Annotated in this window: 10 protein-coding genes; 5 read left to right on the top strand and 5 right to left on the bottom strand. The window is 53.3% G+C overall.

The features are described from left to right. Positions 1–125: 125 nt before the first annotated feature. Together ACH50O_RS07140 and smbP are read left to right on the top strand one after the other, a co-directional pair. The gene (locus ACH50O_RS07140) at positions 126–320 is read left to right on the top strand and encodes a hypothetical protein (RefSeq protein ID WP_446811329.1); all 195 of its coding nucleotides are present in this window, start codon (positions 126–128) and stop codon (positions 318–320) included. Further along, entirely contained in the window at positions 307–651 is a 345-nt protein-coding gene (gene smbP, locus ACH50O_RS07135; protein WP_446811328.1) for a small metal-binding protein SmbP, read from the top strand. The genes ACH50O_RS07140 and smbP overlap by 14 nt, the downstream gene beginning before the upstream one ends. A 125-nt stretch (positions 652–776) precedes the next feature. On the opposite strand, the gene ACH50O_RS07130 is transcribed toward smbP, so the two are convergent. Further along, positions 777–1,340 carry a hypothetical protein gene (locus ACH50O_RS07130; protein WP_446811327.1) on the bottom strand — a complete coding sequence of 188 codons (564 nt, stop codon included), beginning with the start codon at positions 1,338–1,340 and terminating at the stop codon, positions 777–779. Positions 1,341–2,055: 715 nt separating this feature from the next. Next, complete coding sequence (locus tag ACH50O_RS07125; protein ID WP_446811326.1) at positions 2,056–3,336, bottom strand: NAD(P)/FAD-dependent oxidoreductase; 1,281 nt, start codon at positions 3,334–3,336, stop codon at positions 2,056–2,058. A gap of 243 nt (positions 3,337–3,579) precedes the next feature. Here ACH50O_RS07125 and ACH50O_RS07120 point away from each other — a divergent pair, with 243 nt between their 5' ends. Further along, positions 3,580–4,779, top strand: a complete 1,200-nt coding sequence (locus ACH50O_RS07120) for a cation:proton antiporter (protein ID WP_446811325.1) — start codon at positions 3,580–3,582, stop codon at positions 4,777–4,779. A 285-nt stretch (positions 4,780–5,064) separates the two neighbouring features. On the opposite strand, the gene ACH50O_RS07115 is transcribed toward ACH50O_RS07120, so the two are convergent. The 3 genes from ACH50O_RS07115 to ACH50O_RS07105 form a co-directional block, all read right to left on the bottom strand. Next, positions 5,065–6,618, bottom strand: coding sequence for a phytoene desaturase family protein (locus ACH50O_RS07115; protein ID WP_446811324.1), 1,554 nt, complete (start codon positions 6,616–6,618; stop codon positions 5,065–5,067). Positions 6,619–6,746: 128 nt separating this feature from the next. Then, positions 6,747–7,817: a choice-of-anchor L domain-containing protein gene (locus ACH50O_RS07110; protein WP_446811323.1), complete on the bottom strand. Its 1,071-nt coding sequence runs from the start codon at positions 7,815–7,817 to the stop codon at positions 6,747–6,749. Positions 7,818–8,115: 298 nt separating this feature from the next. After that, positions 8,116–9,396, bottom strand: a complete 1,281-nt coding sequence (locus ACH50O_RS07105) for an AMP-binding protein (RefSeq protein ID WP_446811322.1) — start codon at positions 9,394–9,396, stop codon at positions 8,116–8,118. Positions 9,397–9,704: 308 nt separating this feature from the next. Between ACH50O_RS07105 and ACH50O_RS07100 the strand changes: the two genes are divergently transcribed. Continuing rightward, positions 9,705–10,931: an NAD(P)/FAD-dependent oxidoreductase gene (locus ACH50O_RS07100; protein WP_446811321.1), complete on the top strand. Its 1,227-nt coding sequence runs from the start codon at positions 9,705–9,707 to the stop codon at positions 10,929–10,931. Between the two features lie 12 nt (positions 10,932–10,943). Then, the gene (locus ACH50O_RS07095) at positions 10,944–12,119 is read left to right on the top strand and encodes a beta-ketoacyl-[acyl-carrier-protein] synthase family protein (RefSeq protein WP_446811320.1); all 1,176 of its coding nucleotides are present in this window, start codon (positions 10,944–10,946) and stop codon (positions 12,117–12,119) included. Positions 12,120–12,148 lie beyond the last annotated feature (29 nt).

Below are 12,148 nucleotides of genomic sequence, written 5' to 3'. Positions count from 1 at the left end.
TGTTCGCTGCCGTACCGACAGCGCCTTGCATTTAAGCTATGGTACGGACTGAGCGTCGCAATAATTAGTCTTCGCTTTGGCCGTGGCCAATCCGGTTAAGGTCAACATTTCAAGGAGATCGCCGCATGCAAGAAGAATCTAAACCTAAAGATCGCATCCAACCAGCCAAAAACAATGTGATAGATATTACCGGCAATAGCCGGAACCAACAGTTAACCGGCAAGGAAGAAGACCTGGAAATGAACGCGGGCAAGGATAGGGTGGGGTTCGTCGCTCTTAGACGCAGCGCCAAGAAAGACGGCAAGAATGATCGCTACTAAGATGCCGCCTAGTTCAGATAACTGCCATATCAGACTGGGCGGATTATTTACCGGACTGGTTGTGACGATTTGGGCCGGCAACGCGTATGCAACGGAAAGTCATATGGCGCTCGCATTGCAACATGCGCAAACTGCCGCTAAAACCAACGATACCAAAGTCCTAGTCAATCATGCGGATGCAGCGAAAAGCCATCTGAACGTTGTTGACGAGCACCTGAAGGCCGGTAATTCGAGTCTGGATGCCGCCATAGAGCATGCTAAACAAGGTCACGCCGAGCTGGCGAAAAAGTCCGCGGAAGCGGCAGTGGAGCATTTGCAAGCCGCGCAATAGCTACCCGGCGTAATAAAAAACGGCAGTCTATTCGACTGCCGTTTTTTATTACCGAATTGCCACCGATTGCTGCGTCGAAAATAGCCGGACGCGCAATCCACGCGTCCGGCGCTAACGCCTAGAGTTTAGGCATATGCCACATCGGATTTACGGCGTCCGGAATACAACACGCCCAGCAATGCGCTGGTCATCAGCCATATAGAAGCAGGGAGAGGCACTGCCGTTATCGGGCTTTCAACCGATTGAATTCCAGCCGCGACCAATAGCTTCAAATTATTAAAGCTATTGCCGGTTCCGAAACCAAAAGTAATGAACGGCTCGACTTCATCCGAATTGAACAACTCCGATTTCCAACCGGTATTGGACAGGTAACCTATTTGAAAGCTACTTGATCCGGATAACTGACCGGTATTTTTGGAGAACAATGTCGACACATCATAATTTCCACCGTTAGCGGTAAATGTGACTGCATCGAACCCTGTAAATGACACGACAAAATTGCCTTGGCTGATATCGGCAGTATCTTCAAAAATACCAAACGTACCAGTAAATACAGGTTGACCCAGTAAATTAGTCGCAAACAAAGAAGCAACATTGCTTGTAGGCGCCCAAACACTAGCGGAGCTGGCAGTAGATGCGGCAAGCAGGCATACGGCTAGCGAGCTTTTTACAAAATGATTCATATTCATAGGTTTTTCCCAACAGTTAAACATTAACAAATGGCCATCCTGGCCGCCTTACCCCGCAGCCGGTTTTGCTTTGCAATTCCGGCTTTGACAGAGTTTTTTCGACCGTTTATTTCGGAGGATTACAGATCCGAACGGTCTTTATTCCGCTCGCAGCAAGCGTGTTGCCGAGGGAATAACCACCTGCCAAAAAATTTCCGCAGATAAAAAATTGTGCTTCGTGCGATTGATAAAGATCGTGCTCCACCACCGGCCAAGCCGATGCCGGCTAGCCTGCGCGGAATTACCGTCTGGAAATTTCTGAATTACTGCTTCTGTGCGCAACAAAAACGGAGCGTTGCGAATAATTCAGGAAGTGAGTAGGAAGTCTGGGGACTTTGTTGACCTGGGATTTGACCTCCAAGCTTAGAGTAAAAGTCTATATAACAAGTCCCTAGGTGTCGGTGCGTTGCCCAACATAGCTTGCTATGAGGGTGCCTGGCAGATTGAAAGCCTTGGAGAACGAGTTAGTGAGATCCACACTTTCCAAGGATAGATTGGACCTGGCAGAGAATTGGTGGACCTTTGACATAGCGATAGGATTTTGCCGGTCGATATGCCGAGTGCTGGTTATGGGATGTGAAAAGTACATTAGGATGCGATAGCGCTAACCGAGGAAGCCCTCGGCTGCGCGGAGAAATTTAACTGTTTTTAGCCGAGAATAATGCTGGCGTTTGCTTCAGGAAATCAAATAAGTCGACTGTGGTTCGTCGGCTGCCTCGAGTATCTGTTGCATGCTGACTTTATCGTAACCGCCGGAAAGCAGCACAATAAAGCGCTCGCGCAGCATCGGGCTTTGCCTTGAACGCAGGATAATATTATTGGCGTCTTTTTGTTCCAGAATCCGGTACCAGTTATAAATCATCTGGAAAATCCGCTCCATCGGCTCGCGGATGCGATCCTCGTAAGCACTCAATCGGGCTGCGCTGAAATCTTCGCCGTTAGCAAATCCGTCGAGAATGGCATCGGCGGCGAAAACGCCGCTGCGCATGGCCAGTGTCACGCCTGCGGAGAAAACCGGATCGACGAACATCGAGGCATCGCCGACCAGTAAAAAGCCGTTGCCATGAAAACGTTCGTTCATGTAACCAATGGAAGAAATGGTTTTGATCTCCATGGCTTGTTCGGCCCCTTCAAGCCATTCGCGCACGCAAGCGCAACTTTCTATGGCCTTCTCGAAGCGCTGCTGTGGCGAATCGCCTAGGCTTTTTGCAAAACGGGTGTCCAATACGGCGCCGACACTGGTGATATTGTTTCTTAGCGGGATATACCAAATCCAGCCGCCATCGATGGTGTGGATGTCGGTGGTCACCGAGCCGTCCATCACCTCGCCAAAATTGATAAAACCGTGCGGATTGCGGCGAAAGCCGCCTTTGAAATGGGCGAAATGGGCGATTTTGTTCAGTTCCGGTAAGGGCCGCCGCCAATTGAGTTTGCGGGCGATCATTGACTCTCGACCCGACGCGTCGATCACGACCGAGGCATGAATTGGCGCAGGGTCAGAACCATTTTTACCGGCACTGACACCAATCGCTTGCTCGCCTTCGAATAGTACGTCGGCGACCGCCCATTCCCGGCGTACATCGACACCGCATTCCGCAGCATGTTCCAGCAAGATTTCGTCGAAACGCGCGCGTTCGACGTGATAGGTGTAAGGCCGTTCGAAATATCCAGGGTATTCGGCTGTCAGTAGCAACACATCCGGCTTTTGGTTGAACATGCCGAAATTGGCTCCCTGTTTCACTGTAAACCCTTCGGCTTCAATTTTTTCCGTGACGCCGAGCCGGCGCCAGATTTCCCAGCAAGCCGGCAATAATGATTCGCCGATCTGAAACCGCGGAAAGCGCGAGCGTTCGAACAAGACCACGCGTTTGCCGGCCTTGGCCAATATGATCGCCGCGCTGGTGCCGGCCGGTCCGCCCCCAATAACTGCGGCGTCAAAGCGTTCAAATTGCGACATCGGATTTCACCTGTGTTTCAAAATAGTTTTTATATTGTGCTCAATCGCCTGACGGGTTTCATATCGCTTAACCCTTTGCTCAACGATAGACAACGAGTGTTTTGATCGGAGCAGCGGATTGTAAAACAGCTTCTTGTATTTTCAGTTCGTAACTTCTGAATTTTTAGGCAAACACTCGCGCACTTTGCTTAAACGCTAATTTTGCAATAATACCCGGCTAACGAACTACAACACTATTGGCCGATGAACACCACAGAAGTATTCCTGATTGCCGTCACCATTATCTACAGTCTGCCATATCTGATTTGGCGCATCGGCAGGACAGACTATTTCGCACCCTTGGTAGTGGTGCAGATCATTACCGGCATCCTGCTCGGGCCCGGCATTCTGGGTGCGGCATTTCCAGATTATTATGCCTTTGTGTTCAACAAACAGGTGATACAAGCGCTAAACGGCATCGCCTGGTGGTCGGTGATGCTGTTTGTCTGGGTCGCCGGCATCGAACTGGATCTGCGCCAAGCCTGGCAACATCGGCTGGAAAGCACCGTCACCGCCGGTCTGGCGCTGGGAGTGCCCTTGGGGTTCGGCTGTATCGCCGCTTTGGGCATGTTGATGTTCGACGGCTGGATAGGCACTAAGGCGATGCCTTGGCAATTCGTGCTCGGCATAGGCATGTCTTGTGCAGTGACGGCGTTGCCTATCCTGATTTTGTTGATGGAAAAGCTGGAAGTTTTACGTCAACCTATAGGCCAGCGTATCCTGCGTTATGCCAGCATGGATGATATTGCGATATGGGCGGTGTTGGCATTGATCCTGTTGGATTGGGAGAGGGTAGGCCGGCAGGGCGCATTTTTGATGGGTTTTGCGATTGCGGCGTACGGGCTTCGCAAACTGATGGCCTGGCTACCGGAGTGGGATCGTTGGTATGTCGGTATCATCGCCTTGGCGGCTACCGGTTTTGCCGCCGATTGGGCCGGGCTGCATTTTATGGTGGGTGCCTTTCTGGCCGGCGCCATCCTGGATGGCCATTGGTTTAATCAAACCCAAATGGACCTATTACGCCATCATCTGTTGCTGACAGTGATGCCGGTGTATTTCATCAGCGCCGGCTTGAAGACCAATTGGGCCATGGGCGGCACTGCGGTGCTGGTTGTTGCTGCGGTGCTGTTGTTTGTCTCGGTATTCGGAAAGCTGCTCGGTACGCATCTAGCCGGAAAAATCCTGAAATGGCAACGCGGCGAGTCGTCGTTGATCGGTTGGCTATTGCAAACCAAGGCTTTGATCATGATCATTTTCGCCAATGTCTTGCTGGATAAAGGAATTATAACCAGCGAGACCTTCACTGCTCTGTTATTGATGGCCGTGCTCAGCACCATGCTGACGGTGCCGGTGGTTTCGCCGAAACTGGCGCGGATGAAGTCGATTATTTTCCGGTCAAAATAACCTCTAAAAATTCCCTCTCCCTTTGGGCAATGCCGTTAAGTTAAGGTGGGCAGTCCCTTCTCCCTCCTGGAGAAGGTTAGGATGAGGGAGTTAAAAAAGGTTTTTTTGCTTAATTTGATTCTCCTCACCCCAACCCTCTCCAGCAGGAGAGGGAGCTTAACTTAACGGCATTGTCCCTCTGGGAGAGGGCTAGGGTGAGGGATATAAATAATTGATTTTAATTTCCTCATCCCAACCTTCGCCTTTATACCTTGCAGGTACTAAGGGAGAAGGAGTTATTTAAACTTAATCGTCCAATCCTAAATATTTCCAAAAATCTTCCTGTTTAACAATGCCGAGCACGGCTTGCGCGGCGAGCAGAGCCGAGACACTCACGCCCGCCACCCCGCCGCCCGGCCGAGTCCAATGGCCGGTGTGAAACAGGCCGGGCAGGGCGCCAACTACGCCGGGCCGGTTCGGGCCGATCTGGTCCGGACTGGGCGCAAAACCGTAGGCCGAGCCTTGCTGATTAAGCGTGTAGCGCTCCATGGTGCGCGGCGAACCGGATTCCACCACCAGCAAATGGTCGTTAAGGCCGGGAAAATGCCGCTCGGCTTTTTCCAGCAAGCGTTGCTGAAAGCCGCGCTTGGCTATGCGCCAGGACTGGCCAACATCGAACGGGCACAGTGTGGTCAGCATGATGATGCTTTGTCCCGGCGGTGCCAGGGAGTTATCGGTCATAGAAGGCAGCGTCGCCGAAAACCAGTTGCTTTGGCCGGCTTGGCTCAGCGAGTAGCTGGCTTCGTGGTCGAACGATTCGAAGAAAAAGCCCTCATGGGCATGGTCTTGTTCGGAGATAGGCAGATCGGTAGCAATATAGCTGGCGAAGATCGACAAGGACGGCGACAGCTTCGCCAGACTTTCGCAATAGCCGTTCGGTAGGTGCTCCCGGCCGACTAACAATTCGGCGGTGTGCCGGGAGTCGATGTTCGAAACCACGGTTTCTGCCCTGATTAACTGGCCGTTTTCCAAGACGATGCCACAGGCTTTGCCTTGCTCGACACAAATCCGCCGTACGCTGGAATTCAGCAAGACTTCGCCGCCCTGATTTTCGATGGTGGCGGCCAGTTGATTGGCGTAAATCTGGAAACTGCCACGGCAATAATAGCCACCTTCGTAAGTGTAACCCGCCATCATCGAGGCCCAATACAGAAAGGACAGTTGCGACGGCGGCAGCCCCAAGTAAGGCCAGAGCATCGCACAAGCGCTTTTCAGACGGGAATCGATCAAAAATTCGTCCAACGCTTCGGCCAAAGTAGTTCGACGATAGCGGAATAAATTGCCCAGCATTTGCATCGGCGAAACCCGCGTTGCCTTACTTTGGGCCAACACTTCCTCGGCCAGCATGGCTTCTTCCGCCAATACTTTGCAAAGCCGGATCAGCGCCAGCAGGCCTTCTTTTTCCTGCGGAAAATGCTCGGTCAAGCCGGCCACGAACGCCGCCTCACCGGCCCGCAACGGGATTTCCAATTCAGGAAAAACCGCGCGGGCGTAAGATGGGACCGGGATAAAAAGAGCCTCCGGATCTATGCCCACTGCCCGGCAGATCTTATTGATGGTGTTGCCGTTGCCGTAGCCTTTCGAACTGCAACCGCTGACCAAATGCACGCCGGAATCAAAATGAACGTTTCGGCGTTTGAAGCCGTGAGCATAACCGCCCGGCCGGTCGTGTCTTTCCACAATCAGCACGGACTTGCCGGTTTTCGCCAACAATGCGCCGGTACTCAGCCCGCCAATGCCCGCGCCAATGACGACGACGTCGTAAACTTCTTTTTCCGATTCCGTGTGAACGCCGCGCATTGAGTGTTTTGTATGAGAGTAAATAGCGGGCTAGCTTAGGAACAAACTTAACGAAAAACAAGTGTGTGGTTTTCTTCCCCGGGAAACCAGGATACAAAATTTGTTAGTGATCTAGCATTGCGCATAATTTAGCTTTTGCGGCGTAACACCCCCCAAATCGCCAACGCAGAAGTAAACAGGCCTAATGGTGCGGGTAACGGAACGGGGGCCGGAACGACGTCTTGGAAGGTGCCGGGTAAAGTCGCAACAGACAATCGCGAGAGAAACACAGCGCTATCCCACAGCGGGTCGTTGGAGTCGGCAATAACGGCTTCCAGGCTATGTTTCGTCAACGCCGGGTTTAGCAAGGCATTGACGGTCAGAACGGCGGTATAGCCGTCAAACTCGAAGGGAACTGCGGTGGCGCCGGCATTGGGCGTCAAAAAGCCGTTGTCGTTTTGAGTGGTGTCGGTGCAGGGATAAACACCATTACTACTGCAATTGTCCAGCACGACGAAATTCGAGGCGTCGAAGTGTGCGTAATTTATGCCGTCGACGACCAAAGCAAAGCCATCGCGAAAAATCCCCGTCCACTCCGGATATTCCTCGGAGGCAAAGACGAACTTGGAAGTGATGCCGTTTGCGCTCGAAGCCGAATTGTCGAGGGTAAAGTCAAAGCGCAGGGAGTTGGCATCGTAGGTAAATTGATTGCTGAGTTTGGAAACCGCGTAGCTTGCGCCGGTTCCGGTGACGCCGGTCGCCCCGCTGGATGTATTGGCGTTGGCGAAGTTGGCGTTGCCGGTGGTCAGTACGATGCCGTCGGTGTTAATTACACTGCCGAATTCGTTGCCAGTGTAAACACGGGCCTGGTTGCTCTGGCCGATATAGCTGATGTTCTGCACGAGAATGCTGCTGTTGGGCGCAAGCCAGGCATTGACCAATTGGCTGCCGCTGGCGCTGGAAACCGGGGTCTGCACGGGAGGTGGAGCCACCTGCAAGGCCTCTAGTTCGGTTTCGGTGATGTCGGGCGCGTCCGCGTCATTCTGCTTCTCCGCCCCATACTGCAACACGTAAAGATCCGAAGCAGACGGATTATCGTCCGCGGTGCCGCCGCCATTGCCGCCATTTCCTCCGCTATTACTACCTCCAGCCGCCAAAGTAGCACCCGAAGCAGCGAGCAGCGTCATCGATACGGCCAAATTCAAGATTTTCATTCTCATGTGTTACTTACCTACGGATAATGTTTAGATTGGTAAAGATTTGAGGTGATCACCGGCGCGTCTTACGACATCACTACTTGGCATCACCAACGCGGGTTAATTCGGAATTCCGTAGAAAAGGTTCAATGCTGTACAAATTTTATCGGCTTGTGTCCTCCACACGGGAAACACAGGGTCCAAGCAGGCTGATATTTAGCCCGGTAGGTCGGCTTGGCAAAGCCTTAATTTGCGCGATCTTTGCTGGCGAGTCTTTAATGCAGTTGGAGGATTGCGTTGAAAAACAAGCGCGCCAAATTTATCAAACCAAAATCGCCAACAGTTTTTCCAGCTCAACTTTCACCAATTTGCCCGTCTCATTGCGCGGAACCGCAGTAACGAAGTGAATTTTTCGGGGCAGAAACACCTCGTCCACATAGGGCTGTAAGCCCAGCCGAATGGCCTGGCTGTTTAGTTGACTGACCACGACAGCCGCCAATCGGCCATTGTCCTGGACATAACAAAAGCCATCTTCCACGCCGTCGATGTCATTCAAGCGCCGGTTCAGTTCGGTCAAGGAGGCGCGCTTGCCACCGATTTTCACCATATCCTGATCTCGGCCCAATACCGCGAAGCGGCCGTCTGCTTCGATTTGCAAGCTGTCTTGCAGCGGTACCGCTTTTGGCAAATGCTGAGATTCCAGTCGTGTCTTCCCGCTTGTATCTTGAATCAAACGGCAACCCGAGTAAGGCCGCCACAGGTTTTCGCGTAAGATTTCGCGGCTGGCAAATGACAGGGTTTCGGTGCTGCCATAGATTTCGCGCGGGGATTGCCCTAAAATTGCCGCGGCTTCGCCGGCCAGCTTTTCGGATAGAGTGTCCGTGGCGGAAATGATGCCAGCCAGATTGTCCCAAGAGGCTTCGGCTTTGATCAAGGAACGCAAATGGGTGGGCGTGGAAGCCAGTAGCGTGGGCCACGGCGCGGTTTTAATGGTTTGGCGAATGTCTTCGGCAAAAAACGGCCGGCCATCGTGTAACACCAACCGGGAAAACAGCGGCCAAAACACCGAGGTTTCCAGACCGTACATGTGTTGCGGCGGGGTGGTGGACAGCATCAACAGTTGCTGCTCTGCTAATCCCAGACTGCTTACCGCCATCTCGGCGGATGTTTTGAAAGTATTTAGGCTATGGTGGCAGGGCTTGGGTTTGCCGGTGCTGCCTGAGGTGAAGGCGATTACTGCACTGCGCTGCCAGCCGAAATCGGGTGGGGATGCGGTGGTTTTAGAATTCGGCGCGGCGACTTCGAACCAATCCAAACCCGCTTGCTGCGGAGCGTGTTCTCGGGCGATATACGCACCGGGATAATCTTGGAGAATTTCCAGGATTACCGCCATTTGCCCGGCGGGCGGCAGCAAACAAATCTGTCCGCGCGCCGCCGCGGCCAACAGGCAGATGCAAAACAGGTAACGGTTTTCGCATAAATTAAACAGATAGGGGCGGTCCGGCAATTGCGCGGCTATGGCAGTCACATCCGTCCATAAATTGCCACGGCTTACCAGCTGGCCGTTGTAGAGAGCAAACGGGACTGTGTCGGTCGAATCCATTGGTTTTTGTGGGGCGGGAGATTTGCGGGTTTCCTGCATCGAATGGGATTTTATTGGGGGTAATACCGCTAAGTTAACTCCCTATCTTGCTAGAGATTGTCGTAAAAGCTCCCTCTCCTGCTGGAGAGGGTTGGGGTGAGGAGAATAAAAAAGGCTTGCCTTCTCTTGATTCCCTCAGCCTAACCTTCTCCTTTATACCCTCGAGTACAGAGGGAGAAGGAATACTCCAATTTAACTTGACGGCATTGCCGTTGTTTCTGAATTTTGTGCTGGGCGTATTTTAACCGGATAAGAGGGTTGGTAAGTAAATGGATGCGGATGTATTGATTATCGGGGCCGGCCCCTCCGGCAGCCTGGCTGCCAAGATGCTGAAACAACTCGGCCACCAAGTGGTGATTTTGGAAAAAGAACAGTTCCCGCGCTTCTCGATTGGCGAAAGCCTGCTGCCGCAGTGCATGGCCTTTATGGAAGACGCCGATATGTTGCCGGCTGTGACGGCGGAAGGCTTTCAGTTCAAAAACGGCGCGGCGTTTTCCAGGGCCGGCAAACTGACCGAATTCGATTTTACCCAGAAATTTAGCCCAGGCTGGGGCACCACTTTTCAAGTGCCGCGAGCGCATTTCGATAAGGTATTGGCCGACTGCGCCGAAGCAGCCGGCGTGCCTATCCATTATCAACAAACCATCCTGGCCGCCGATTTCAGCGATCCAGGACAAGCCCGCCTGACCAGCGTCGATGCCAATGGCGTCCGCAAAGACTGGACCGCTGCAATGGTGTTGGATGCCAGTGGTTTTGGCCGGGTATTGCCGCGCTTATTGGATCTGGAAACGCCTTCTTCGTTGTTGCCGCGCCGGGCGCTGTTTACTCACATCGAGGATAGGATTACGGTCGCGGATTACGACCGCAATAAGATTCTGATCGCGATTCATCCTAAATTTCACGAGATTTGGTATTGGCTGATTCCGTTCAGCAACGGCAGATGTTCTTTGGGGGTGGTCACGCCCGCCGGCTTCCTGGACGAGCGTAGCGGTGAGCTATTGGAGGTGCTGAAAGAAATTGCGTTCGAGGAACCTCGGCTCGCTGAGCTGTTGGCGGACGCCCGTTTCGATACCCCGGCTAATACCATCGGCGGCTATTCGGCCAACGTTACGCAACTGTACGGTCAGGGATTTGCCTTGCTCGGCAATGCCGGCGAATTTCTGGATCCGGTATTTTCGTCGGGTGTGACGATTGCGATGAAATCTGCTTCTCTGGCCGTACCTTTGGTCGACCGGCAATTGCGCGGTGAGTCGGTGAACTGGGCCGTCGAATACGAGCGGGCCTTGCGCAAGGGCATAGAGGTGTTTCGGGCCTATGTGGAGGCTTGGTACGATGGCCGCTTCCAAAAAATCATCTTCGAAGAAAACAAGTTGGCCAGTATCAAGGCCATGATCTCTTCGATCCTGGCCGGCTATGCCTGGGACGAAGAAAATCCGATGACGCAGCGTTCCGCCAACAAAATCGAGGCCATCTTGGCAACCTATCCGACCGACTGATTGGTGTAGTTTTTGTATTTACATGATTTAGGCATGGTCTGCGACCTGGGCGACAGCAAGACTGATATTTTAGCCGGATGGCTTGCCGGGCGCTCTGCGCAGCCGATCCCGATCCCGCCGGATTGGCTGGATTCGGCAATTCCCGCATTCGGCGTGCCAACCGAGCTACCGGCCATTCCGAATAGCCTTAAACAATACGATTGTCGTAACAACCGTTTGTTACTGTCGGCGCTAAATCAGATCGAGTCATCGGTCGGCACAGCCATAGCCCGTTACGGCGCGGATCGGGTCGGCATAGTGGTCGGTACCAGCACCTCCGGGATAGCCGAGGGTGAAGCCGCAGTGCAGGTGTTGCGGGAAACCGGGAACATGCCAAGCAACTATCACTACAAGCAGCAGGAACTGGGTGGTGCGACGGAATTTTTAGCGGCTTGTCTGACTATTCGCGGCCCAGCCTATACGGTCTCCACGACCTGCTCGTCCAGTGCCAATGCCTTGGCCTCGGCACGGCGCTTGTTACGCTTGGGTATCTGCGATGCAGTCGTGGTGGGCGGTGCCGACAGTTTATGCCGCACCACGCTGGAAGGTTTTTTTGCGTTGGGAGCTCTCAGCAAAACGACTTGCAATCCGTTCAGTAAGAATCGCGACGGCACCACGATAGGCGAAGGTGCGGCTTTATTTCTGATGACCCGCGAGCCGGGCGACATTGCCTTGCTGGGCGTCGGCGCCAGTGCCGATGCTTATCATATTTCCGCGCCTCGCCCCGACGGCAGTTGCGCGTCACTGGCGATGCAGGCCGCGCTGGACGACGCGAGGCTAAAGCCTGAGCAAATCGATTACATCAACCTGCACGGCACGGCAACCTGGCAAAACGATGCGATGGAAAATCGGGCGGTCGGGCAGTTGTTCGGTAGCGAGACGCTTTGCAGTTCCAGCAAGCCGTCTACCGGCCATTGCTTGGGGGCGGCCGGTGCGCTCGAAGCAGGTTTGTGCTGGTTGCTACTGTCTGATTTACCTCAAGAAATTCGTTTGCCGCCGCATCTGTGGGATGGCGAGCCTGATCCCGATATGGTGCGGCTGAATTTGGTCGGGCTGGAAAACCAATTGCCAAAGCCGCTACAATACTGCCTCAGCAACTCTTTTTCATTCGGCGGAAACAATGTGTCCTTGCTCATTGGACATCCCTGACAGCTCAACAGTTTTTCCTTACCCCATCG

This window comes from Methylomonas sp. 2BW1-5-20 (assembly GCF_052474515.1).
Note: the sequence above shows the minus strand (reverse complement) of the source record. Positions and strands in the feature narration are given on the sequence as shown.